Genomic DNA, 23,210 nt, shown 5'->3' on the forward strand with positions numbered 1-23,210 from the left:
CATTTATTACAGAACCTCATTGTTCTTATTTGCCCAAAAATCAGTTGGAAATCACTACTACGTTGCCACTTTGAGTGGCCCTATAAGGAAGAAGTCCATAGTACCGGTTTTCATCATCGGGCGTACTCCACAATAACCCTGTAGTAAGCTCATACGTATAACCTTCACAACTACAAACTACATTTTGTCCATCAATCGTCATTGTGGAGCAGTCATTGGGCGCATGATTGGGACAACTAGCTTCCCATGCCATAAAACCAGACCCGGTATTGATAACAAAAGCACCTCTTGTTCCCACGCCGGTGTTACCCACATAAATTGGATTTAAAGGATATTGAAGGTCGTTGTATAACGGAAGGTTCAAATTAATTTCAAATCGAAACCCCACATCTTGCAAATATGGATTTCGATTGGTTGTGTCCGAGCTGCAAGACAAAATCAGTACCAAAAGCATAATGGCCCAGAAGAGCTTCATAGTCAATGTTTGAAAACGTTTCTTGAGCAAAGTTGATGAAAATTTGCCTATATTTGCGTTAAATCCTCGCAAAAATACCATGCAGGTCATCGGTATAGTTGAGGATTTTTTGTATTTGCAGCTAAAGAGTACATTGGGGAAATTTTTTGATTTTCTTCAATGCTTCCTTGCATTAAAAATTAACGATATGAGCAAAGTTTCATACTATACAGCAGAAGGATTAAAGAAATTGAGGGAAGAGCTGAACCACTTAAAAGATGTGGAACGTCCCAAAGCATCCCAAGCTATCGCAGAGGCAAGGGACAAAGGAGATCTTTCCGAGAACGCGGAATACGATGCGGCCAAGGAAGCCCAGGGACTTTTGGAGATGAAAATTTCCAAAATGGAAGAGACTTTGGCCAATGCCCGCTTAATTGATGAATCCCAATTGGACACTTCCAAAATATTGGTACTTTCCACTGTTAAGCTTAAAAACCAAGCCAATGGCATGGAAATGAAATATACTTTGGTGGCAGAAAGCGAAGCCGATCTTAAAACAGGTAAAATTTCTGTTACCTCTCCCATAGGAAAAGGATTGTTGGGTAAAAAAGTAGGTGATGTGGCAGAAATCAAGGTGCCGAACGGAACCCTGAATTTTGAAGTTTTAGAGATTACACGAGAGTAACAGCAACTAATTGGTTATATTTAATCCCGTCTTAGAACGGGATTTTTTATTTTAAAACCGAATCAAAATGGCCAGTATCTTCACAAAAATCATCAATGGGGAAATACCCAGTTATAAAATTGCGGAGGATGATGATAACTTTGCTTTTTTGGACATCAATCCTAACTCGAAAGGGCATACCTTGTGTGTCCCCAAGAAAGAAGTGGACAAGATTATGGACCTTGATGAGGAATCTTACATGAAACTCATGGCTTTTTCAAGAAAAGTGGGACTTGCCATTGAAAAGGCCGTGCCTTGCAAACGTGTGGGAATGTCGGTTATTGGCTTGGAGGTGCCCCATGTGCACGTTCATCTCATTCCGCTTCAAAGTATGGCGAATGCCACTTTCCAACATAAGGAGAGCCTTACTACAGAAGAGTTCGAGGCCGTGGCCAAAGCCATCAGGTCAAATATTTATATTTAGCGCTCTAAATAAAAATATACACCTGCTGCTACCAAGCATAGCATCAATACCAAAACAATAAAGAACAGCATGGTAAACCGTACCGCGGGTCTATCTGGCTTTACCAGTTTGTTGTAATAGTCAAAAACCCGCTCAATATCCTGTGTCCAGTTTACAGGGTAAATAACCGAATTACACTTTTTACACTTGATTTCATGTGTTACGACGCCCGTAGTCCTATGGTACAGTGCATTAAAGGTGTGTTTTTGGTAAAATGTAATCTTAAGTTCCTGATTAAAACATTCGGGGCAATTGTTGGTGATATCAGCTTCTTGTATTACAAGTTGTTTTTCCTTGGCCATAACTTATTTTTCTATTGCTCGCAGGGAAATTTGCATGATAGTTCCTTCTTTACTAGACGAAAATACTTTAATTTTTCCTTTATGGTACTCTTCAACAATTCTTTTTACCAACGAAAGTCCTAATCCCCAGCCTCTTTGCTTGGAAGTGACCCCTGGATTAAAAATGTTCTGAAAGTCGCTTTTGGGTATGCCGTGGCCTGTATCCGACACCAAAATATGTATATTTTGTCCCTTTTTTTCAATTTGGATGGCAATGTTACCTTTGCCCTTCATGGCATCGATGCCATTTTTAACAAGATTCTCTATACTCCAGTTGTACAAGGGAGGATTCATCAGTACATGGGCCTCATCCACATTGGAGCTAAAAGAAAAATGTACCAATTTGGAACTGCGCTGTTTCAAGTATTCGTAGGCCTTTTTGGTTTCGTCCACAATATCGTGCTCACGCAATTCGGGAATTGACCCAATTTTGGAAAAGCGTTCTGTTATGGTTTGCAAACGATCAATATCCTTCGCAATTTCTTGGGTTACTTCGGGATTGATGTCTTCCGATTTCAAGAGTTCGTTCCAACCCAATAAGGAGGTAAGCGGTGTTCCAATTTGATGTGCAGTCTCCTTGGCCATTCCCGCCCAAAGTTTGTTTTGTTCCGAAGCCCGGTTTGTTCTAAAGAAAAAGAAGATGACCGCACCGAACAAGAAAATGATCAACAGAAGGGCCAATGGGTAGTACTTTAATTTGTTCAAAACCTCAGAATTGCCATAGTACAAGGTCTCCAATAATTCATCTTCTTGAATTATCTGTATCGGTTCGTTCTCATTTTTGAACTGTGCAATCTTTTTTCGAATGTATACACTATCGGTTACCTTGTCGTCGGGAATATTATGTGTTTTGTAAGAACCCTCTTCGTTCACCAAGATCATGGGGGTGGAGGTGTTGTTTCCCAAAACTTTAAGGGTAAGGTTTCCCAACTCTTGATCTACGGAGGATTGGATGAGTTCCAATTGGGCCGTAGCCCAGATTTCCATTTTTAGGCGTTCCTCTTCCTTGAATTTTTTAAAAAAACTATTGGTGTTCCATAAAATAAGACTCACAATAACAAATGCCGCAATCAGCATTGTAATGTTGGAAGTTTTCCTTTTAGGACTAAAGTTCATTGGTGGTCAAATTCTGTTTAAAGATAGGTAAATGGAAAACATGTTGATAGTTAGTTGAAATAACGGCTGCCCATGGAATTCATTTTATGTACTTTTGAATTTTCAACAAAAATTAACATTGCATGGAAGTTCAGGGAAGAATCAAAATGATAGATGAGACCAAGACATACGGCAACAACGGTTTCAGAAAAAGAGAGGTGGTCGTAACAACAGAGGAGCAATATCCACAACACATATTGGTGGAATTTGTTCAGGATAAGTGCGATTTGCTTAACAGCTACAGCGTTGGTCAAATGGTAAAAATCAGTATAAACCTAAGAGGAAGAGAATGGGTGAACCCACAAGGGGAAACCAAATATTTTAACTCTATTCAAGGGTGGAGAATTGAAAACCTGCAACAAGAACAAAATGCGGATAATATGCCTCCCGTTCCGCCAATGGAAGCTTTTGAACCAGCAGATGACTTGAATGAGGACGACCACGACGACCTTCCTTTTTAGAAGAAAAAGATATTTTACAATAAAAATCCGGACCTCTTGGTTCGGATTTTCTTGTTTTTGGACCTATGAGCTCATTTAAACTTTTTCAACCTGCCCGTCCGGCAGGCGGGTTGGCTAAAAAATTGCCCTTTTGCACCCACTTTTTGTCTTTCCTGCCTGCCGGCAGGCAGGTTATCCTTCCGTAGCTCTGCTATGCAAGTCGAAAAAGTCTTCAACTGGGCACAAATTGACTAATTTTCGCTTCAATCCTAAAAATTTAAATGAGCTCTATTTGTATTTTTAGAAAAAATTGACCTTGGAAAATACCCCATTACATTTTTTGAGCAAAAGATTGGAGTTTCCCCCTGTTGATACTGCCAGTGAAGATGGGTTGCTCGCCGTTGGAGGTGACTTGTCTCCAGAAAGATTGTTGTTGGCCTACAAAAACGGAATTTTCCCGTGGTTCAATGATGATTCCTTGATCCTCTGGTGGACCCCCGACCCGCGTATGGTTCTTTTTCCCAAAAAGGTAAAAGTGTCCAAAAGTATGCGGAAAATAATTCGTGATGGAGCGTTTGCCCTTACCCAGAACACTTGTTTTGAGCAGGTAATGGACCATTGTGCCAAAATTGAACGAAAAGGACAAGACGGTACATGGATAACCCCCGAAATGAAAACAGCCTACATGAATTTATACAAAAAAGGGCATGCCAAATCTTTTGAGGTTTGGGAAGGCGACGAGCTCGTGGGTGGTTTGTACGGTGTTGATCTAGACCATGTGTTCTGCGGGGAGAGCATGTTCAGTTTTAAACCGAATGCCTCCAAGTTTGCATTTATAAAAATGGCGAAGGAACTGGATGAAAAAGGATATGAGCTTATTGACTGCCAGGTGCATACCGATCATTTGGAAAGTTTGGGCGCTGAATTGATTCCCAGAAAAGAGTTTGTGGAGATTTTACAGGCGTAATTGCACAATACCAAGCATTTTTGGAGGATATAGTTAAACTTCATGGTACCTAAAACAATTTACTTCGTGGTCGTTGACCATGCCAGTGGCCTGCATGTGGGCATAAATAACGGTACTCCCTACAAATTTGAACCCTCTTTTTTTCAAATCTTTGCTGATGGAATCCGAAAGAGAGGTGGTTGCAGGAGCATCTTTGTAATTTTGCAGCTTATTTTTAATGGGTTCGTTCTCCACAAAACCCCATATGTATTTACTGAAACTACCAAACTCTTCTTGAACTTCCATAAAAGCGTTTGCGTTGGAAACCGTGGCGTTCACCTTCAATTTATTTCTGATGATTCCGGGGTCTTGTAGTAGTTCATCAATCTTTCCCTGATCGTAGCGGGCAATTTTCTTGTAATCAAAATAATCAAAGGCTTTTCTAAAATTTTCACGCTTTCGTAGCACAGTAATCCAACTCAACCCCGCCTGAAAGGTCTCCAAAATCAAAAATTCGAACAATGTGGCATCGTCTTTTACGGGAACGCCCCATTCCGTATCATGGTAGGCTTCATACAAAGGGTCTCCAAGGCACCATCCGCATCTATGTTTTTGCATTTCTATTTGTTTTTCCATCAAAAATAAGGGAAAAACAAGAGAGTTAATTGAAAGTTAAAGTATTATACATTAATAGTAATACTTTTATATTTGCGAGACTATATTTTAAAAGTGATGTAATGGAGTTATTGATGCAATCTCTTAAAATTGGGGTCAATGAAAAGCTTTATATAAAGGATCCCGAATCTTCAACTTTGGGGAAGAATATTGTTGAACAAAGTATTTTGATGATCGATGAAATGGGGTTTGAAAACTTTACGTTCAAAAAATTGGGTGTACAGATAAATTCCAACGAAAGTTCCATTTACCGCTACTTTGAGAACAAGCACAAGCTGTTGCTCTATTTGGCCACTTGGTATTGGGGGTGGGTAGAATATCGCATGGTCTTTGCCACAAACGGTATTTCCGATCCGGTCAAGAAATTGGAGAAAGCGATGGAGGTCCTTACTCAAAATGTTGAGGAGGATAGTTCAATCACACATGTGAACGAAGTAGCACTGAACCGACTTATTATCAATGAATATTCCAAATCCTATTTGGTTAAAGAAATAAACAAAGAGAGCAAGGACGGTTATTTTATTATTTGTAAAAGATTGGTAAACCGCTTGAGCGAGATGATTTCGGCCGTGGATGAAAATTACGAATACCCCGTAAGTTTGGCCAGTACCGTTCTGGAAGGTTCGCTTCATCAGTATTTTTTAAAGGCACATTTTCCGACGCTTACAAACTGTAACGAAAAGGTTACCCCTACGGAGTTTTTTACGGACCTCATATTCCGGACACTAAATCAAAAAGTAAATGGCTAAACAAATACTCACAGCTTGGCAGCGATTAATGGGGCTGCTTACCTTGGATAAAAAGGACATTTTTCAAATATTTTACTACGCCATTTTTGCGGGTTTGGTCAACCTATCGCTCCCCTTGGGTATACAGGCCATCATAAACCTTATCCAGGGGGCTAGGGTGAGTACATCTTGGATCGTGCTCGTGGTATTGGTTACCCTTGGGGTTGCGTTTGTGGGGATGCTTCAGTTAATGCAGATACGGATTATTGAAAACCTTCAGCAAAAAATTTTTACAAGGTCTTCGTTTGAGTTTGCCTACCGTTTTCCAAAAATAAAAATGAGCGAACTCCGATATTATTATCCGCCAGAACTTGCCAATCGTTTTTTTGATACGCTTACGGTGCAAAAATCGCTGTCCAAAATACTTATTGATTTTCCAGCGGCATTGTTGCAGATCGTATTTGGGCTATTACTGCTATCTTTTTACCACCCTTTCTTTATCATTTATGGTTTATTGCTCCTTTTGCTCATCTACATTGTGTTCAAGTTTACGGCACAAAGGGGATTGGATACCAGTTTAGACGAGTCAAAAATCAAATATAAGGTAGCACATTGGGTGCAGGAGATTGCCCGTTCCATTGTCAGTTTTAAGCTTTCGGGAAAAACCTCCCACGCATTGGACAAAAACGATATTCTGGTCGATGAATATTTGGAAGCCAGGGAAAACCATTTTAGGGTATTGGTCTTACAGTTTATTCAAATGATAGGCTTTAAAGTCTTGGTTACAGCAGGTCTATTGTTGATTGGAGGTTTGTTGGTTTTGGATCAGCAGATGAACATTGGTCAGTTTGTAGCGGCAGAGATCATTATTTTATTGGTAATCAGTTCTGTTGAGAAAATGATCTTGGGTCTCGAAACGTTTTACGACTTATTGACCTCTTTGGAAAAAATGGGACAGGTCGTGGATAAGGAAATAGAGCCCCAAAACGGAGAAACCCCATTTAAAGATAACGAGGGCTTAACAGTAGAGCTTGAGGATATTGTTTACAAAGTGCCAGGAATGGACAAAAAGATAATAGACCATTTATCGCTCACCGTCCGGCCAGATACCAAATTATTGATACAAGGAAAGAGCGGATCGGGAAGATCCACCTTGCTAAGAATGATAGCCGGCATCCTAGAACCGGATGAAGGAAAAATATATGTGAACAATGTGGCGATCCAAGGAATAAAATTAAGCCAATACCGCTCCTATTTAGGTCATTCCCTAAACGAGGAATATCCATTTGAGGGAACCCTATTGGACAATATTACATTCGGTAATAAGGATATTCCCATGGAAGATGTGTATTGGGCGCTCGAAAAAGTAAGTCTTACACAGTTTGTAAAAGAGCAGCCGCATGGACTTAAAACCATTTTATATCCTGAAGGGAAAAAGATCCCTGATTTTATTTCCAGAAAAATTGTATTGGCCAGGAGCATTGTAACCAGACCTAAACTAATGATCTTAAAGGATCCCCTGGAGCAATATAATAATGAAGATACGGAAAGGATGATGGACTTTTTGGCCGATCCTGCCAATGGATGGGCCTTGGTCGTAGTAAGTGAAAACCCAAAATGGGCAAGTCGCTGCAATCAAGTAATTCGAATGGATAAAGGTAGATTGATCAACGTAAAATAAAGTTCATGCTGAACATTTCTTCAAATAATAAATTGAACGAGAAAGTAGATCTTACCGGCTATAAGGCAGGTAAAAAAGTCTTTCATAAAAGGCACTACAAACAATTTAACCGTTTTTTGGCCTCTTTTTCCATTATGGTACTTTTGATGATGTTCCTACCGTGGACCCAGAATATTTCTGGTAGGGGTTACCTCACTACCTTAACCCCGGATCAGAGGCCACAGACCATTCAATCCCCGATTCCCGGACGCATTGAAAAGTGGTATGTTAGGGAAGGGGATTATGTTGAAAAGGGTGATACGATCCTGTTCATATCAGAGATAAAAAGTGAGTACTTCGACCCCGATCTAGTGGAGCGTACCGGGCAACAGATCAAGGCGAAAACCATGTCCGTGTCCTCGTACCAAGAAAAGGTAAAAGCCTTAAACCAACAGATCAGGGCCCTTAATCAAGAACTCGGACTAAAACTGCAACAGGCCAGAAACAAACTAATGCAGTCCAAATTGAAAGTGGAAAGCGATAGCATTGACCTTGAAGCGGCCAAGACCAATATTTTAATAGCCCAGCGTCAGTACGACCGTACCGAAAAGTTACAGGAAGAAGGATTGAAGGCAGTTACCGATGTAGAAGAAAAACGATTGAAACTGCAGGAGACGCAGGCAAAACTTGTAAGCCAAGAAAACAAGTTGTTGGCCAGTAAAAACAATGTGATCAATGCACAAGTGGAAATAAATAGGGTAAGCGCAGAGTATTCCGACAAAATTTCCAAAGCGCAAAGTGATCTCTATACGGCTCAATCCAACCAATTTGATTCCGAAGCACAGGTCACCAAACTGGAGAACCAGTACACTAATTATGAAATGAGAAACAAAATGCTCTACATAAGAGCTCCCCAAAATGGTTATATCACCAAAGCCATACAATCCGGTATTGGGGAAACTTTTAAGGAAGGGGCACAATTGGTCGGGATAATGCCTTCGGATTACGATATCGCCGTAGAAACTTTTGTTGATCCCATAGATCTTCCATTGATCCATGTGGACGAAAAGGTGCGTATCCAGTTTGATGGTTGGCCCGCTATCGTATTCAGCGGTTGGCCCAACGTTTCCTACGGAACCTTTGGAGGTAAGGTGGTCGCTATAGAGAACTTTATCAGCCCAAATGGGAAATACCGTGTGCTATTGGCCCCAGACGAGGAAGAGGCTCCTTGGCCAAAAGACATTCGTGTAGGTTCAGGGGCCAGCACCATGGCCCTGTTGGAAGATGTTCCCATTTGGTACGAACTGTGGAGACAGCTCAACGGTTTCCCTCCAAACTATTATCAACCACAAAATATAAGTGCAGATGCCAAAAAGAAATAGAAGATTACTTTTATTTTGTACCCTCTTTTTCTTTACTGTAAGCTTTTCTTACACTCAGCAAGATTCCTTGGTGCTTGGGTTTAAGGAGTACTTGGGCTATGTAAAAAAATACCATCCCATTGCCAAACAGGCCCAATTGAACATTGCTATTGGGCAGGCCGAACTTATGAAGGCCAGAGGAGGTTTTGACCCCAAGGTAGAGGTGGATTTTGATAGAAAGGAGTTTAAGGGAACCGAATACTGGGATCGGTTGAACACTACTTTTAAAATCCCAACTTGGTTTGGTATTGAGCTTAAGGGAAATTTTCAGCAGAATGAAGGATATTATCTAAATCCTGATGAAACCTTGCCCGATGACGGTCTTTACAGTGCAGGGGTATCCATGTCCGTTTTGCAGGGGTTTTGGATAAACGAGCGTATGGCCACTCTAAGAAAAGCCAAATTTTTCAGGGAACAATCCAAAGCAGAACAGGATTTACAGGTGAACAAGGTTTTGTACAATGCTTCGCTCGCCTATTTTGATTGGTTGCAAGCCTATAGAGATGCTGAGGTATACAAAGATTTTTTGGAGAATGCCGAAGTGCGTTTTCAAGGCATCAAAGAGAGTGCCTTGGCTGGGGATATTGCCATGATTGATACCGTAGAGGCTAAAATTGCCGTTCGTAACAGGGACTTGGGCTATCAGCAGGCCAAGGTCAAATTGATGAAAAAATCATTGGAGCTGGGCAACTTTTTATGGATCGAGGACGTGCCGGTAGAGCTTCAGCCAGGTATAAGACCAAACTTGGAACCAGAAATGGATATCAATTCAACCTTGGAAATAGAAGGTGTGCCATTGGACAGCTTTAATCTGGAAACACATCCCAAACTAATGTCTTTGGACTATAAAATTGAAGGGTTGACAGTGGATAAGCGTTTAAAATCGAATAAATTATTACCAAAATTAAAGGCAGAGTACAATTTTATAACAGAAGCCCCCGAGTTGATGAATTCCTTCGTTACCGAGAACTATAAAGCCGGATTGAGTTTTCAGATGCCCATTTTTTTGCGGAAAGAGCGCGGAGATTTAAAATTGGCCAAATTTAAACTTAGGGATGCCGAATATGAAAGGGACAATGCCCAAGTGGAAATACAGAACAAGATTATCGCCATTTATAACGAATTGGACTCATATACCCAACAAAACCAGTTGATTGCCGATATTGTAAAAGATTATTCTACCCTATTGAGTGCCGAGGAGCGGAAATTCAGTTTTGGGGAGAGTTCCTTGTTCTTGATCAATTCCAGGGAAAGCAAACTCATAGATGCTTACCTAAAGCGAAACGAGATGCAGAACAAATATTTTTACACCAAGGCCATGCTATTCAAGAGTTTGGCCATAAACCCCAAGAGCTTGTAGGAACCTTTTGCAATTATGATTGAGATTCGTCAGTTCGAATGATTTTTTGGTGGTTGAGCGAAGTCGAAACCGAGAGAAATCGTATCGAGAACTGGAATTTCACACGAATTGACGGTTTTTGGCATATAGAAAGCATCAAAATTGTAAGGAACAGATTGTGAAAACAACCAATGACAAAAGTCACCAAATGGGCCAACTGCCCATTGTACTTTTGCAGAAACGTTTTTTATATGGAAGTATTGGAGAGAAATAGATTGGAAGTAGTCCAAGAATATATTTCAAAGGGAATGGATTACCCAAGATACCGTGAGTTGGTGGGGCAACTTGCAAAAATGGGAAAGTCCACAGGCCCAAACCAATCCGAAGCTATGATCAACTATACCAAGCTGGGCGATCGCAGAATGGCCCGTTGGGAAAAAACCTTTAAGATTTCCGAAGACATTCAGCACAAACTGAAAGTCTTGGACAAAAAGCTGGTGTTTTTAGTACTGACCGAGAGTTGGTGCGGGGATGCGGCAGCAAGTTTGCCCATACTCCATAAAATAGCCGAAACAAGCCCCAATATTACCTTAAAAGTGGTTTTACGTGATGAAAGTCTCGATTTAATGGACATGTTTTTGACCAATGGTGCCCGTTCCATCCCTAAAGTCATTGTTTTGGACAAAGCCAACAATGAAATTATTGGGGAATGGGGCCCAAGACCTAGTATTGCTACTCAAATGGTGGAGGAATGTAAAAGGGAACACGGCAAATTGACAGATGAGTTCAAACAAGAGCTTCAGGTTTGGTATAACAAAAACAAAGGGCAAAATATCTTAGAAGACGTCTTGGAATTACTTGCTTTGGAATAGGTAAGTAATTGTGCCGATCTGAGAATTCTTGGAATCCGGGCTAAAACGGGCCTTAAGGGCATAGGCGATGGCATTATCCACTAAACAACCATTGCTGGTTCCCGAACTTTTATCGTTGAAGCTGGCTTCGGTTACATAACCATTGCTGTCCACGGTTATGTTTACAACCACTTTGCCACCTTCAATACAGGTGTATATGGGAGGTGGGAGGTGGTAGGCATTTCGCTCGACCAAAGAGTAGGAAATGGAAGTGCGCCTATCCTTTAGGTAATTGGTGAACTCCTCTTTTTGGGCATCACGTTCGCCCAATTTTTCTTTTTTCTCGTCCCGCTGGGCCTTTAACTGTTTTAATTGCTCCTCAAAACCAGAGTTATCGGCATATTCCCCGGTTTCGCTACTGAGGGCTCGTTCCTCCATAAGCTCTTCCAAAGTTTTTAAAGGCTCTGGGTTTCCAACGCTTGGTTTAGCGGTTTCATTTACGGCCATGTGGCTTTTAATGGGGTCGTTGTTGGCGGCCATTTCTTCCAATCGTTCCTCTTCCTCTTTAAGAAGTTCTTCAATATCCTCATCGGCCAAGCTCATTTCAATAACGTACTCATCTTCCTTTATGCCTCCCAAGTGAATATTGAAAAGCAATAAAATCACTATGGACATAGAGAAAAAAGTAATCAAAAGAGATAATTGACGCCTATTTAAGTTCATGGTTTAACTATAACCGCTTTTTTGCAAAATTATTTTATCACAACCCGTTTAGGTCGAGGTGTCTACCCCCAAATTTTCTTTGAAAATAACGGGTGTTGTAGCATTATTTACGTTGAAATCCCCTATTTTGGTTCTTCTGAGCTCGGATAGGTAGGCTCCAGAACCCAATGCCTTGCCAAAATCGTGAGCTAAGGAACGAATGTAGGTTCCCTTGCTGCAAACTACTTTAAAGTCCACTTCGGGAAGGGCGATTCGGGTAATCTCAAATTCCAGTATTTCTATTTTTCGTGATTTTATTTCGACCTGTTTGCCTTCACGGGCCAGTTCGTACAATCGTTTTCCATCTTTTTTTAATGCTGAAAAAATAGGGGGCACTTGGTCAATCTCGCCCAAAAATTGTTTGGTGGTTTCTTTGATGGATTTATCCGTGAGGTGTTCGGTTGGAAAAGTTTTATCTACTTCCGTTTCCAAATCGTAGGATGGCGTAGTGCCGCCTAGTGTGAAAGTGCCCGTATATTCTTTAACCTGCCCTTGAAGCTCTGGGATTTTTTTGGTGAATTTCCCCGTACAGATAATCAATAGACCCGTAGCCAAGGGGTCTAAGGTTCCTGCATGACCAATTTTTATCTTTTTAAGGCCAAATTTTTTACGAATGGCCCACTTGAGGGCATTTACCGCTTGGAACGAAGTCCACTCCAGCGGTTTGTCGATCAAAAGAATCTGACCGTTCAAAAAATCTTCTTTGGTGTTCAAAAACTTGGGGTTTTACAACAAATATACTGATCTATCCCCAAATGCTCCACGCCAGGGCAATAAGCCCTACAACCAAACAGTATATGGCAAAATAGGTGAGCTTGCTCTGCCGTACCAATTTGATCATCCAAGTACAAGCGGCAAGACCTGCAATAAAGGCAGCAACAAAGCCTGCCCCCATGGCAATGGCTTGGTCACCGTGGAAAGCAATATCGCCACCCATTAAATCTTTGGCCACTTTTCCCAAGATCAACGGAACCACCATCAAAAAGGAAAAACGTGCCGACTTGGTTTTGTCAACCCCTAAAAGCACTGCTGCCGAAATGGTAGCGCCACTTCGTGAAATACCTGGGAGAATAGCTACGGCCTGTGCCATACCGATTACAAAAGAACTTCGGAACGATACATTTTTATCGGTGGTTTTGGCCAAATCTGCCAAATACAGCAAAAATGCCGTAATCACCAACATAATTCCAACGATGACAATGGCGCCATCAAAAAATACTTCAATAAAATCATTTAAAAAAAGTCCGACCAAAGCGGCAGGAATCATGGAGATAATAATTTTTAAGGAAAATTGGGTTTCTTCGTTCCATTTAAATTGAAAAAGACCTTTTAAGATATCGAAAACATCTTTTCGGAACACCACCAAGGTACTCAATGCAGTTGCAAAATGAAGCACTACGGTGAACAACAGGCTTTCTTCTGGAACGGCCTGCGCTCCCAAAATGGCTTTTCCCAATTCTAAATGACCGCTGGAGGAAACTGGTAAAAATTCGGTCAATCCTTGAATAATGCCAAGGATGATGGCGTCTATTAATTCCAAATTACTCCTTGTTTTTCTTGTGGGGATTCAACAATATCGCGTAAACCTGGATGCCAAGACCGATAAGGATCAAGGTCGGTGCTAGGCGGATTCTTCTAAAGTTGTATATCTCCGGATTGAATACTTCGGGGTCGTCGCTTCCCCCTCCGCTCATCAAAATATATCCAAGGGCTATAAAGGCAACACCTATAAATAGAAAGAGGTAGTTTTTCTTTTGGAAAACAAAGTCTTTAGGTGGTTTTTTGCCGTTGTCGTTTTTCTTGCTCATGCTGCAAAGTTAATAATAAAGATCGTCCGTTCTCAGGTTTAAAAAGCGTTGTGTGGCAAAATGGGTGCTGGCCCACGAAATAATAACGCCCAATCCGAATACACTAACGAACAAAATAATGAGAACAATATAATCTTGCAAAAGATTGAGTTCGGGGAAATTTTTATCGATATAATACACCAAAACGCCCAATCCGATCAAAGCGACAAAGGCTCCTGCCATCCCCAATTTAATGTTCGTCCAGATAAAAGGTTTTCGGATAAAGGTTTTGGTAGCGCCCACCATCTGCATGGTTTTAATAATGAACCTTTTGGAATAAATGGACAAACGGATGGAGCTGTTGATCAACAAAACGGCGATTACCGTAAAAATGGCGCTGGCCACCAATATCCATAAACTGATTTTCCTTGCATTGTTGTTGAGCAAGGAAATCAAAGGTTTATCATAGCTTACTTCGTCCACATAGGCCTTGGCTGCTAGTTCCTCTGCAATCTCATCAATTTGTTGGGAAGAGACAAAATCGGCCTTCAAGTTCACATCGATGGAATTTTTTAGCGGATTGTAGCCCAAAAACTCTTCAAAATTTTCTCCAATATCCTCGCTGTATTGCTCTGCCGCATCTTCTTTGGAAATATATTCGGCGGACTTGGTGTACTCCGCAAGGGCCAAACTTTTCTGCAACTGATCTATTTCCACAGGTTTGGCACTGTCCTTCAAAAACACCGAAATGGTAATCTGCTCCTTAAAATGATCCGCCAATTTTTTGGTATTGAGCACCAAAAGGCCCAAAACACCCAAAAGAAACAGGACCAGGGCAATGCTCAAAGCCACGGAAAAGTAGGAGGAGATCAGTTTTCGTCGCTGATATCGTTCAATATATTGGCTCATATAGTAGAATCAGTACGTAAAAATAGAAAAGTAAATTGTATTTAGGGGATTAAACCTATTTTTGCACACGAAATTGAACAAGATTAACAATGAATTACGATTTCCGCGAAATTGAGGCCAAATGGCAGAAGTATTGGGCAGAAAATGAAACTTTTAAGGCGTCCAACGATTCCGATAAACCCAAATTTTATGCGTTGTCCATGTTTCCCTATCCATCTGGGGCAGGTTTGCACGTGGGGCATCCGCTGGGGTATATTGCCACGGACATCTATTCGCGTTACAAAAGACATAAGGGATTCAATGTATTGCACCCAATGGGGTACGATTCCTTTGGATTGCCTGCGGAGCAGTACGCCATTCAAACGGGTCAGCATCCTGCCATTACCACTGAGAATAACATCAACAGATACCGTGAGCAATTAGATCAGCTTGGTTTTTCTTTTGATTGGAGCCGCGAAGTGCGCACTTCCAACCCACAATATTATAAATGGACGCAATGGATTTTCATCCAATTGTTCAATGCATGGTACAACAAGAAATCCGACAAAGCGGAAAACATTTCCAGTTTGATTTCCATTTTTGAAAAAGAAGGAAATGCCAATGTCGAAGCAACTTGTGATGATGATACCCCAAGCTTTGATGCAGCAACTTGGAATGGGTATTCCGATAAGGAAAAGCAAGAAATCCTTTTAAAATACAGATTGACCTATTTGGCGGATACCGAAGTAAATTGGTGTCCTGCTTTGGGAACCGTTTTGGCCAATGATGAAATCGTAAATGGAGTCTCCGAACGCGGTGGTCATCCCGTTGTCCGTAAAAAAATGACGCAATGGAGCATGCGCATCACCGCTTATGCTCAGCGTTTGTTGGACGGTTTGGATAAAGTTGATTGGCCACAGCCGCTAAAAGATGCCCAAACCAACTGGATTGGTCGTTCTGTGGGAGCGTCAGTTAAGTTTAGAGTTATGAGTGAAAAGTTAAGAGTTAGTGAGGGGGCAAACTCATCACTCAGCACTCAAAACTCATCACTTTTTATAGAAGTCTTCACCACCCGACCTGACACCATTTTCGGAGTTAGTTTTATGACCTTGGCACCCGAGCACGAGTTGGTGGCCAAAATCACTACGCCAGAACAAAAAGCTGAGGTGGATGCTTATGTGGAAGCTACGGCAAAACGTTCCGAACGTGACCGTATGGCCGATGTAAAAACCATTTCCGGAGTGTTTACTGGAGCTTATGCAGAGCATCCGTTCACCAAAGAGCCCATTCCTATTTGGATTGGCGACTACGTGTTGGTCAGTTACGGAACGGGAGCAGTTATGGCGGTGCCCTGCGGTGATCAACGTGATTATGATTTTGCGAAACATTACAATATAGCTATCCCCAACATTTTTGAAGGGGTAGATATTTCCGAAGAGGCGTTTGCCGATAAGGAAAATACCGTCATTGCCAATTCTGATTTTCTAAACGGATTGCCGTATAAAAAGGCGATGAAGAAAATCATTGTAGAGTTGGAAAAAATCGGGCACGGCGAAGGCAAAGTGAATTACCGACTACGTGACGCCGTATTTAGCCGTCAGCGGTATTGGGGTGAGCCGTTCCCTGTGTATTATGTGGATGGTATGCCGCAAATGATCGATGTGGAGCATTTACCTTTGGAACTGCCCGATGTTGAAAAATACCTCCCCACTGAAACAGGCGAACCGCCATTGGGCAATGCTACGGAATGGGCTTGGGACACGGTACGGAATAAAGTGGTAAGTAATGAAAACCTCTCACCCTCTGGGGGAGACCGAGAGGGGGAGCAAACAGTTTTCCCCTTAGAACTGAACACCATGCCAGGTTGGGCCGGAAGTTCCCAATACTTTAATAGGTATATGGATCCACGTAATGATGACGCTATTTTCTCTCCCGAAGCCATCAACTATTGGCAAGATGTGGACTTGTATATCGGAGGTAGCGAACACGCTACGGGGCACCTGTTGTATTCCCGTTTTTGGCAGAAGTTTATGTTTGATATGGGCTATGTGCCCAAAGACGAATTTGCCAAAAAGTTAATCAACCAAGGGATGATTACGGGGACGAGTGCTTTTGTTTATAGGGTTGATTTAAAGTTTCATTGGGTAGTTTCTCCTAAAAAAGACTTTAAGCGACCGAAACTTTCTAAAGCTATTTACATTAGTAATAGTTATCACAAAAATTTTGAAGATTTACGCAATTTTATATTAAACTCTGAGCTATCCACTCAACATAAAAATGAATTTATTGTGGGTAATAAATTCACAAAAGGATTGGCGAGCGTAATTGAGGATACAGGAATTTTTGACATTTTAGATGATGAAAAGAAAAAGGTGCTGACTGATTTTATGGGATTGTTTGAATCTGTAATAAATGATGTTAATTCTCAAAATGTTGGAGTAATTGTAGAAGATTTAAAATTTACGCCTATCCATGTTGATGTGTCTTTGGTCAATGCATCTGATGAGCTAGATATCGAAGGTTTAAAAAAAACGAAACCAGAATATAAGGATGCAGAGTTCATTCTAGAAGATGGTAAATACATTGTAGGCCGTGAAGTTGAAAAAATGTCCAAATCCAAATACAATGTCGTCAATCCAGATGCCATTTGTGAGGAGTACGGGGCAGATTCGCTGCGTTTGTACGAAATGTTCTTGGGTCCCTTGGAGCAATCCAAACCTTGGAACACGGCAGGTATCACGGGGGTACATTCCTTCCTTAAAAAATTATGGAAGCTCTATTCTCCCTTTATCGATTCGGACGCTGAACGTAGTCGAAGCGTTACCGAAGCGGAACCCACTGCAGAAAATTTGAAGACGTTGCACAAAACCATTAAAAAAGTGGAGGAGGATATTGAGAACTTCTCGTTCAATACTTCCGTTTCCACTTTTATGATCTGTGTCAACGAACTGACATCCCAAAAATGTACCAGCAAAGCTATTTTGGAACCCTTGGCCATTTTGGTGTCACCTTACGCACCTCATATTGCCGAAGAGCTTTGGGAGCGTTTGGGCCATTCAGAGTCCATTGCCGAAGCACCATTTCCCAAGTTTGAGGAGAAATATTTGGTGGAGAGCAGCAAGGAATATCCGATATCCTTTAATGGTAAAATGCGCTTTAAATTGGAGTTGCCGTTGGATATGGGCAAGGAAGAAATCGAAGCTGCTGTTTTGGCTCACGAAAAAACTCAGGCCCAGTTAGACGGAAGAACGCCTAAAAAGGTAATTGTGGTACCTGGAAAGATTGTGAATATCGTAGGATAGTTTCAAAATCTGTTTTTTCCGTCATTCCGAACTTGTTTCGGAATCTCATCAGATTTACGAAATCCTTATTTTAAGATAAAACAAGTACGAATTTTACAGATATACCCCTAAAAAGCATGTCAATTGGCATGCTTTTTTATTTTTAAAGCTTATACCCCTACAAAAACATAATTTTATTCATTAAAATATTTAAAATATTGTTTATACCCTACAAAAAATAGGGTATAAACTTTTAAAAACGATTATTTTTACACTCACCCCCTACTTTTTATCTATTTTTTGTGTTTTATTCTAATTTTTTTGCTCAACTTTGGCCCATCAACCATTAAAAACAACAAAATGACTGTTGGGATACCTAAAGAAATCAAAAACAACGAGAGCCGGGTCGGCATGACGCCTGCCGGGGTATTTGAATTGACAAAGAACAACCACACCGTATATGTGCAATCGGGCGCAGGCGAGGGCAGTGGTTTTTTTAATCAGGATTACCAACAGGCAGGAGCCACTATTTTGGACACTATCGGTCAGGTGTATGCCATGAGCGATATGATCGTAAAGGTAAAAGAGCCCATTGCGGAAGAATATAATTTGATTCAAGAAGGACAGATTGTCTTCACATATTTTCACTTTGCATCGAGCGAAGCTTTGACCAATGCCATGATCAAGAGCAAAGCCATTTGCATTGCGTATGAAACGGTGGAGGACGAAGACGGGACCTTGCCCTTGCTGACTCCCATGTCGGAAGTGGCGGGCAGAATGGCCATTCAGCAAGGAGCTAAATATTTGGAAAAACCCGTGAAAGGGAAAGGGGTGCTTTTGGGAGGCGTTCCTGGCGTGTCCCCAGGCCGTGTTTTGGTATTGGGAGCAGGTACTGTTGGTATTCAGGCTGCTAAAATGGCAGCAGGTTTGGGGGCCCAAGTAACCATTCTGGATGTAAACATGAAACGCCTCAGGTATGTGAACGATATTATGCCGAGCCATGTGGTGACCGGTTTTTCGAACGAGTTCAATATTAGAAATCATATAAAAACGAACGATTTAATAATTGGCGGTGTCCTTTTAAAAGGAGCAAAAGCCCCTAACTTGATCACTAGGGACATGCTCAAGGACATGCATCCGGGAACCGTTATTGTAGATGTGGCGGTGGATCAAGGCGGATGCGTGGAAACCACCAAGCCAACAACCCATGAGGACCCCATTTATATTATAGATGACGTGGTTCATTACTGTGTAGCCAATATGCCAGGGGCAGTGCCTTATACTTCTACTGTTGCCTTGACGAATGTAACACTGCCCTATGTGCTAAAATTGGCCAATATGGGATGGCGAAGTGCCTGCAAGTTGGATAGATCCTTGGAAAAAGGATTGAATATTGTTGAAGGGGAGATCGTTTACAACGAAATTGCCGAAACTTTTAAGCTGGAGCCAGTACTAGCTTAATAAACTAACATTTTGACAGTAAAAGAGCCCTGCCATTATTTGGCGGGGTTTTTGCTTTAATATGGTATATTTATATTCAATTAAAGAGATAAGGCTATGATGACATATTATATATTGATCGGTGGAATTGCCCTGGTCAGCTGGCTGGTGAGCAATAAATTAAAGAGTAAGTTCAAAAAATATTCCAAGGTTCATTTACGGAATGGCATGAGCGGTGCTGAAATTGCCCAAAAAATGTTGGACGATCATGGTATCAGAGATGTAAAGGTGATTTCCACGCCCGGAATGTTGACGGACCATTATAATCCAAAAAACAAAACGATAAACCTCAGTGAAGGCGTATACAATCAGCGTAACGCTTCTGCGGCTGCGGTGGCTGCCCACGAATGCGGGCATGCCGTGCAACATGCACAGGCTTATGAGTGGTTGACCATGCGCTCCAAATTGGTTCCCGTTGTAAGTGTTACCTCCGGAATGTCCACTTGGGTGGTGTTTGGCGGTATCATGTTGATGGCGGCAACGGGTGTCGCGGGTGGTATTGGCTTCTATATTGCCGTAGCTGGACTTATTATGATGGGCTTTGCGACCTTGTTCAGTTTTATAACCCTGCCCGTGGAGTACGATGCCAGCAAAAGGGCATTGGTTTGGTTAAAGCAGAAGAATATGGTAAGTCAAGAAGAATACTCAGGTGCGGAAGATGCCCTGAAATGGGCGGCGAGAACCTATTTGGTGGCAGCGCTGGGTGCTTTGGCCTCATTGCTTTACTGGGCTGTTCAGGTGTTCGGGGGAAGAGATTAAGGATAGTTGTAAAGCTATTCAATAAAAATGGGGCCTTTTTTTGGCCCCTTTTCTTGTATATGATATTGATTGACGCTTTAATCAATCCAATTGGCAACTTGGTTGTCGATCATTTGTAGCCCTACACCTTCGGTGCCGGTAACTTCTATCATGTCCAAGATATCCCTAACGGTGTTCTCTTCTTCAATTTGTTCCATTACAAACCAATCCAAGAAACGCTCAGTGGCAATATCACCAGCTTCACGGGCTTTCTTCACAATGTTATGAATTGATTTTGTGACTTTAACCTCGTGTTCCAAGGTAGATTCAAAAACATCTGTAATAGATGAATAATCATGATTAATATTGGTTACCTCAGGTGAAATGGGGTTACCTCCGGTATCTACCAAAAAGTTGAAAATCTTCATCATGTGCTCCCGTTCCTCTTCGGCCTGTTTAAAGAAAAACTTGGCGCTGGTAAAAAAACCGTTCTGTTCGCACCAAGAGGCCATGGCCAAATAGGTGGCCGAGGCGTGGGCTTCCATTTTTATCTGTCCGTTGAGCAAATCCATGGATTCCACTTTAATGCTCATACTTTGTCTTGCTATATCTTTCATGGTGTAAATTTCTAGTGTAAATTGTTCTATAAAGTTACAGAATTTTATCTGTTTTAAAAGAGTTAACTCTTTATTTAAAAGAGAACTAAGACTGGATAAAAATAATAGCGTTACTGGCTTAGTACTTCAGTTTTTGCAGAAAGACCTATAGCAACAAAACCATGATCCACAAGGTTTTTAAGGTCCAGTACCTCCAAGGTATTTAGGATAAAAAGATGCTCTTTGTTGCATAGCATAAGAACCTCAAACCCGTGGGCATTCAAATCGCTGTCAAAATGGTTCTCAATTGCAATAGTGTTCACTTTATGGCGAAGTGAAAGTAGTTGGCATAAAGACATGCGGACCAATTTCTGCCCGAAATCTATATAATAGCAGCGTTCGTTGGCAGCTTGATACAAGGTGTAATATGTAGACTGGAATATTACATTCATGGGGGCAAATGTAATATTTATTTAGATTCAATACAAATATCAGATCTGTATTTGGCGATCAATTTGCTGGTTCAGGGAAATAAAGGTCTCGGTACGTGAAACACCTTCTATTTGCTGTATTTTTTTGTTGAGTACCTGCATTAAGTGTTCGTTGTCCCTACAGAGCACTTTTATAAGGATAGACCAATTTCCGGTGGTGTAGTGGCATTCCAAAACTTCTGGAATTTCTTCCAATTGCCTAACCGCCCTGGGGTTTGCCATGGCTTTGTCCAGATAAATTCCAATGTAGGCCATGGTGGAATAGCCCAGTATCTTTGGATTGATAACAAACTTGGAGCCCGCTATAAGACCGGAGCTTTCCAGTTTGCGCAACCTTTGGTGGATGGCCGCCCCCGAGATTCCTATGTTTCTGGCAATTTCGAGGATGGGTTTACGCGCATCCTCCATCAGGTATCTTAGGATTTTTTTATCAATACCGTCAATTTTAACTGAATTGTTATTGTTTTTCACAACAATGATTTTAATTTGAAGTTAAAGGTATTGAAAATCCAACAAAAATTAACTGGCTACCGAATCCGGATTATAGCCTAAATAGGGTTTTTCATATTCTTTAAACTGGATTCCGTGCTTATGAAGCTCGGAAAGTATGGGCTTGTACACTTCTTTGTTGATCGGGATTTGTACCCCTGGGGTTTTTATCTTGCCGTTCAATATTTGTAGAGTGGCCATGCCTACGGGAAGCCCTACAGTTTTGGACATGGCCGTGTATGTCCGGTTTTCGCCGATTACTACCATATTGGCATCGATTTGCTTCTTTTTCCCGTTCAATTCGTAACCAAACTTGTGGTACATCACAATCATGTCTTTTTCGTCCTCCTTGAGCGTCCAAGTATCTTCTAAAATATATTGGAGCATTTGGGCCGGAGTGGCATTTTTTAGGGGAATCTTCTTGGAAGCGTTGAATATATCCAATTCCAATAATTTTCCCCACATAATATCGTCCTGGTCAATTTTAAGGTAGTGCCGCATTTTTAGTTCCACCGAATCGGTAGGCGAATAGGGCAAAAATAGGTTGACGAATTCTCGGTACGACATTCCTTCGGAATTTTCAATGGTATAGCTGTCGTCCGTCATGCCTAAAATCACGAACATTTGCCACGCCTTGGAAAAACCGACTCGCCTCATGGTTCCCCGAAACAGGGTCAAAGCATTCTCTAGCCCATAAGCTTTGCGATACTTTAAAGAATCCCGGTTGGCATAAGCCTCAAAGGTGCCATATCCTTTAATATCCATAAACTCGGTTCTTCTAAATAGCTTTTGATATGGGATGTACTTGTACGTGCCTTCCTGTATAAATTTCGCGACGCCACCTTGGCCTGCAAGCACTACATTTCTTGGGTTCCAGGTAAATTTATAGTTCCAAAGATTGGTGTCGCTTTCCGGAGCTACCAAACCTCCGGCAAAAGATTCAAATAGCAGCATTTTACCACCGGCATCACGAATTCGGTCAATAACTTCCATGGCACTCATGTGGTCAATTCCGGGATCCAGGCCGATCTCGTTCATAAATACAAGGCCTTTCTTCTTCGCCTCTTCGTCCAAAGCCCTTAGTTCATCACTTACATAAGAAGCGGTAATAAAATGTTTTTCAAATTCAATACAATCATGGGCAACATTTATGTGCATTCGAGCTGGGAGCATTGATACAACAATGGATGCCTCGGCAACAGCTTTTTTTCTATCCTCTTCGTTAAATATATCCAAAGAAAAAACGGTACAATTTGGGTGTTTGGCGAATTTATCTGGGATATTTTCTGGATGAAGGTCTCCAATCTTGAGATGAATCTTTTCTTCGTTTGATTTTTTAAGGAAATAATCTAGAAGGTATGAGGTTGATTTACCTGCTCCAACAACTAAAATAGTACGGACCATGTGTTTTGTTTACTTTTGATTTAACTGGACACTAAGGTATTAAAATGTTATATTTATAAAAAAATAGCGAGTTAAAG

Annotated in this window: 25 protein-coding genes; 12 read left to right on the forward strand and 13 right to left on the reverse strand. The window is 41.3% G+C overall.

Going from position 1 to position 23,210, the window contains the following annotated elements; genetic code table 11:
* Positions 1-40: 40 nt before the first annotated feature.
* Positions 41-475, reverse strand: a complete 435-nt coding sequence (locus AC13CS_RS16820; RefSeq protein WP_293165725.1) for a Rieske (2Fe-2S) protein — start codon at positions 473-475, stop codon at positions 41-43.
* A gap of 187 nt (positions 476-662) precedes the next feature.
* Here AC13CS_RS16820 and greA point away from each other — a divergent pair, with 187 nt between their 5' ends.
* Together greA and AC13CS_RS16830 are read left to right on the forward strand one after the other, a co-directional pair.
* A complete protein-coding gene (gene greA / locus AC13CS_RS16825) occupies positions 663-1,139 on the forward strand; it encodes a transcription elongation factor GreA (RefSeq protein ID WP_163624943.1) in 477 nt (158 codons plus the stop codon).
* A gap of 67 nt (positions 1,140-1,206) precedes the next feature.
* The gene (locus AC13CS_RS16830) at positions 1,207-1,602 is read left to right on the forward strand and encodes an HIT family protein (RefSeq protein WP_293165724.1); all 396 of its coding nucleotides are present in this window, start codon (positions 1,207-1,209) and stop codon (positions 1,600-1,602) included.
* Here the strand turns inward: AC13CS_RS16830 and AC13CS_RS16835 are convergent.
* Entirely contained in the window at positions 1,599-1,943 is a 345-nt protein-coding gene (locus AC13CS_RS16835; RefSeq protein WP_293165723.1) for a hypothetical protein, read from the reverse strand. The genes AC13CS_RS16830 and AC13CS_RS16835 overlap by 4 nt on opposite strands.
* A gap of 3 nt (positions 1,944-1,946) precedes the next feature.
* The gene (locus tag AC13CS_RS16840) at positions 1,947-3,098 is read right to left on the reverse strand and encodes a sensor histidine kinase (protein WP_482888940.1); all 1,152 of its coding nucleotides are present in this window, start codon (positions 3,096-3,098) and stop codon (positions 1,947-1,949) included.
* 122 nt (positions 3,099-3,220) lie between these two features.
* Between AC13CS_RS16840 and AC13CS_RS16845 the strand changes: the two genes are divergently transcribed.
* Together AC13CS_RS16845 and aat are read left to right on the forward strand one after the other, a co-directional pair.
* Positions 3,221-3,598 carry a DUF3127 domain-containing protein gene (locus AC13CS_RS16845; RefSeq protein WP_293165721.1) on the forward strand — a complete coding sequence of 126 codons (378 nt, stop codon included), beginning with the start codon at positions 3,221-3,223 and terminating at the stop codon, positions 3,596-3,598.
* 289 nt (positions 3,599-3,887) lie between these two features.
* Positions 3,888-4,544 (forward strand): leucyl/phenylalanyl-tRNA--protein transferase, encoded by a 657-nt coding sequence (gene aat, locus AC13CS_RS16850; protein ID WP_482888941.1) that lies wholly within the window; start codon positions 3,888-3,890, stop codon positions 4,542-4,544.
* Positions 4,545-4,577: 33 nt separating this feature from the next.
* On the opposite strand, the gene AC13CS_RS16855 is transcribed toward aat, so the two are convergent.
* Positions 4,578-5,141: a DNA-3-methyladenine glycosylase I gene (locus AC13CS_RS16855; protein ID WP_482888942.1), complete on the reverse strand. Its 564-nt coding sequence runs from the start codon at positions 5,139-5,141 to the stop codon at positions 4,578-4,580.
* A 119-nt stretch (positions 5,142-5,260) separates the two neighbouring features.
* Between AC13CS_RS16855 and AC13CS_RS16860 the strand changes: the two genes are divergently transcribed.
* From AC13CS_RS16860 to AC13CS_RS16880, 5 genes are all read left to right on the forward strand, one after another.
* Complete coding sequence (locus AC13CS_RS16860) at positions 5,261-5,947, forward strand: TetR/AcrR family transcriptional regulator (protein ID WP_293165718.1); 687 nt, start codon at positions 5,261-5,263, stop codon at positions 5,945-5,947.
* Positions 5,940-7,607, forward strand: a complete 1,668-nt coding sequence (locus tag AC13CS_RS16865) for an ATP-binding cassette domain-containing protein (RefSeq protein WP_293165717.1) — start codon at positions 5,940-5,942, stop codon at positions 7,605-7,607. Before AC13CS_RS16860 ends, AC13CS_RS16865 begins: the two co-directional genes overlap by 8 nt.
* A 5-nt stretch (positions 7,608-7,612) precedes the next feature.
* On the forward strand, positions 7,613-8,968 hold the full coding sequence (locus AC13CS_RS16870) for a putative HlyD family type I secretion protein (protein ID WP_293165716.1): 1,356 nt from the start codon (positions 7,613-7,615) through the stop codon (positions 8,966-8,968).
* Positions 8,952-10,367 carry a TolC family protein gene (locus AC13CS_RS16875; RefSeq protein ID WP_482888943.1) on the forward strand — a complete coding sequence of 472 codons (1,416 nt, stop codon included), beginning with the start codon at positions 8,952-8,954 and terminating at the stop codon, positions 10,365-10,367. Before AC13CS_RS16870 ends, AC13CS_RS16875 begins: the two co-directional genes overlap by 17 nt.
* 230 nt (positions 10,368-10,597) lie before the next feature.
* Positions 10,598-11,218, forward strand: coding sequence for a thioredoxin family protein (locus AC13CS_RS16880; RefSeq protein ID WP_482888944.1), 621 nt, complete (start codon positions 10,598-10,600; stop codon positions 11,216-11,218).
* Here the strand turns inward: AC13CS_RS16880 and AC13CS_RS16885 are convergent.
* From AC13CS_RS16885 to AC13CS_RS16905, 5 genes are read right to left on the reverse strand one after another with little or no spacing between them, the layout of a single operon-like run.
* On the reverse strand, positions 11,201-11,920 hold the full coding sequence (locus AC13CS_RS16885; protein WP_482888945.1) for an energy transducer TonB: 720 nt from the start codon (positions 11,918-11,920) through the stop codon (positions 11,201-11,203). The genes AC13CS_RS16880 and AC13CS_RS16885 overlap by 18 nt on opposite strands.
* Before the next feature lie 48 nt (positions 11,921-11,968).
* Positions 11,969-12,673, reverse strand: a complete 705-nt coding sequence (gene truB, locus AC13CS_RS16890) for a tRNA pseudouridine(55) synthase TruB (protein ID WP_482888946.1) — start codon at positions 12,671-12,673, stop codon at positions 11,969-11,971.
* A gap of 31 nt (positions 12,674-12,704) precedes the next feature.
* A complete protein-coding gene (locus AC13CS_RS16895; protein WP_293165709.1) occupies positions 12,705-13,499 on the reverse strand; it encodes an undecaprenyl-diphosphate phosphatase in 795 nt (264 codons plus the stop codon).
* 1 nt (position 13,500) lies between these two features.
* Complete coding sequence (locus AC13CS_RS16900; protein WP_482888947.1) at positions 13,501-13,767, reverse strand: DUF3098 domain-containing protein; 267 nt, start codon at positions 13,765-13,767, stop codon at positions 13,501-13,503.
* 9 nt (positions 13,768-13,776) lie between these two features.
* Positions 13,777-14,655 (reverse strand): cell division protein FtsX, encoded by an 879-nt coding sequence (locus tag AC13CS_RS16905; RefSeq protein WP_482888948.1) that lies wholly within the window; start codon positions 14,653-14,655, stop codon positions 13,777-13,779.
* An 89-nt stretch (positions 14,656-14,744) separates the two neighbouring features.
* Between AC13CS_RS16905 and AC13CS_RS16910 the strand changes: the two genes are divergently transcribed.
* From AC13CS_RS16910 to AC13CS_RS16920, 3 genes are all read left to right on the forward strand, one after another.
* Positions 14,745-17,936, forward strand: a complete 3,192-nt coding sequence (locus tag AC13CS_RS16910; RefSeq protein WP_482888949.1) for a leucine--tRNA ligase — start codon at positions 14,745-14,747, stop codon at positions 17,934-17,936.
* Between the two features lie 339 nt (positions 17,937-18,275).
* Complete coding sequence (ald, locus tag AC13CS_RS16915) at positions 18,276-19,376, forward strand: alanine dehydrogenase (protein ID WP_482888950.1); 1,101 nt, start codon at positions 18,276-18,278, stop codon at positions 19,374-19,376.
* Positions 19,377-19,472: 96 nt separating this feature from the next.
* Positions 19,473-20,174: a zinc metallopeptidase gene (locus tag AC13CS_RS16920; RefSeq protein WP_326277485.1), complete on the forward strand. Its 702-nt coding sequence runs from the start codon at positions 19,473-19,475 to the stop codon at positions 20,172-20,174.
* Positions 20,175-20,251: 77 nt separating this feature from the next.
* Here the strand turns inward: AC13CS_RS16920 and AC13CS_RS16925 are convergent, their stop codons facing one another.
* The 4 genes from AC13CS_RS16925 to AC13CS_RS16940 form a co-directional block, all read right to left on the reverse strand.
* A complete protein-coding gene (locus AC13CS_RS16925) occupies positions 20,252-20,770 on the reverse strand; it encodes a ferritin (RefSeq protein WP_293165697.1) in 519 nt (172 codons plus the stop codon).
* A gap of 110 nt (positions 20,771-20,880) precedes the next feature.
* Positions 20,881-21,201: a hypothetical protein gene (locus AC13CS_RS16930; RefSeq protein WP_163624924.1), complete on the reverse strand. Its 321-nt coding sequence runs from the start codon at positions 21,199-21,201 to the stop codon at positions 20,881-20,883.
* A 39-nt stretch (positions 21,202-21,240) separates the two neighbouring features.
* Positions 21,241-21,711, reverse strand: a complete 471-nt coding sequence (locus AC13CS_RS16935; RefSeq protein WP_163624923.1) for an Lrp/AsnC ligand binding domain-containing protein — start codon at positions 21,709-21,711, stop codon at positions 21,241-21,243.
* A gap of 48 nt (positions 21,712-21,759) precedes the next feature.
* Positions 21,760-23,133 carry a saccharopine dehydrogenase family protein gene (locus AC13CS_RS16940; protein ID WP_482888951.1) on the reverse strand — a complete coding sequence of 458 codons (1,374 nt, stop codon included), beginning with the start codon at positions 23,131-23,133 and terminating at the stop codon, positions 21,760-21,762.
* Positions 23,134-23,210 lie beyond the last annotated feature (77 nt).

The organism is Flagellimonas sp. B-3 (assembly GCF_056857835.1).

Excerpts from the sequence above, each read along its gene's own strand:
- AC13CS_RS16830 (WP_293165724.1), top strand. The coding sequence starts at position 1,207 with ATGGCCAGTATCTTCACAAAAATCATCAATGGGGAAATACCCAGTTAT.
- AC13CS_RS16835 (WP_293165723.1), bottom strand. The coding sequence starts at position 1,943 with ATGGCCAAGGAAAAACAACTTGTAATACAAGAAGCTGATATCACCAAC.
- AC13CS_RS16910 (WP_482888949.1), top strand. The coding sequence starts at position 14,745 with ATGAATTACGATTTCCGCGAAATTGAGGCCAAATGGCAGAAGTATTGG.
- greA (WP_163624943.1), top strand. The coding sequence starts at position 663 with ATGAGCAAAGTTTCATACTATACAGCAGAAGGATTAAAGAAATTGAGG.
- ald (WP_482888950.1), top strand. The coding sequence starts at position 18,276 with ATGACTGTTGGGATACCTAAAGAAATCAAAAACAACGAGAGCCGGGTC.
- AC13CS_RS16930 (WP_163624924.1), bottom strand. The coding sequence starts at position 21,201 with ATGAATGTAATATTCCAGTCTACATATTACACCTTGTATCAAGCTGCC.
- AC13CS_RS16885 (WP_482888945.1), bottom strand. The coding sequence starts at position 11,920 with ATGAACTTAAATAGGCGTCAATTATCTCTTTTGATTACTTTTTTCTCT.
- AC13CS_RS16855 (WP_482888942.1), bottom strand. The coding sequence starts at position 5,141 with ATGCAAAAACATAGATGCGGATGGTGCCTTGGAGACCCTTTGTATGAA.
- AC13CS_RS16940 (WP_482888951.1), bottom strand. The coding sequence starts at position 23,133 with ATGGTCCGTACTATTTTAGTTGTTGGAGCAGGTAAATCAACCTCATAC.
- AC13CS_RS16900 (WP_482888947.1), bottom strand. The coding sequence starts at position 13,767 with ATGAGCAAGAAAAACGACAACGGCAAAAAACCACCTAAAGACTTTGTT.
- AC13CS_RS16925 (WP_293165697.1), bottom strand. The coding sequence starts at position 20,770 with ATGAAAGATATAGCAAGACAAAGTATGAGCATTAAAGTGGAATCCATG.
- AC13CS_RS16880 (WP_482888944.1), top strand. The coding sequence starts at position 10,598 with ATGGAAGTATTGGAGAGAAATAGATTGGAAGTAGTCCAAGAATATATT.
- AC13CS_RS16875 (WP_482888943.1), top strand. The coding sequence starts at position 8,952 with ATGCCAAAAAGAAATAGAAGATTACTTTTATTTTGTACCCTCTTTTTC.
- AC13CS_RS16820 (WP_293165725.1), bottom strand. The coding sequence starts at position 475 with ATGAAGCTCTTCTGGGCCATTATGCTTTTGGTACTGATTTTGTCTTGC.
- AC13CS_RS16845 (WP_293165721.1), top strand. The coding sequence starts at position 3,221 with ATGGAAGTTCAGGGAAGAATCAAAATGATAGATGAGACCAAGACATAC.
- AC13CS_RS16905 (WP_482888948.1), bottom strand. The coding sequence starts at position 14,655 with ATGAGCCAATATATTGAACGATATCAGCGACGAAAACTGATCTCCTCC.
- AC13CS_RS16860 (WP_293165718.1), top strand. The coding sequence starts at position 5,261 with ATGGAGTTATTGATGCAATCTCTTAAAATTGGGGTCAATGAAAAGCTT.
- AC13CS_RS16920 (WP_326277485.1), top strand. The coding sequence starts at position 19,473 with ATGATGACATATTATATATTGATCGGTGGAATTGCCCTGGTCAGCTGG.
- AC13CS_RS16840 (WP_482888940.1), bottom strand. The coding sequence starts at position 3,098 with ATGAACTTTAGTCCTAAAAGGAAAACTTCCAACATTACAATGCTGATT.
- AC13CS_RS16870 (WP_293165716.1), top strand. The coding sequence starts at position 7,613 with ATGCTGAACATTTCTTCAAATAATAAATTGAACGAGAAAGTAGATCTT.
- AC13CS_RS16865 (WP_293165717.1), top strand. The coding sequence starts at position 5,940 with ATGGCTAAACAAATACTCACAGCTTGGCAGCGATTAATGGGGCTGCTT.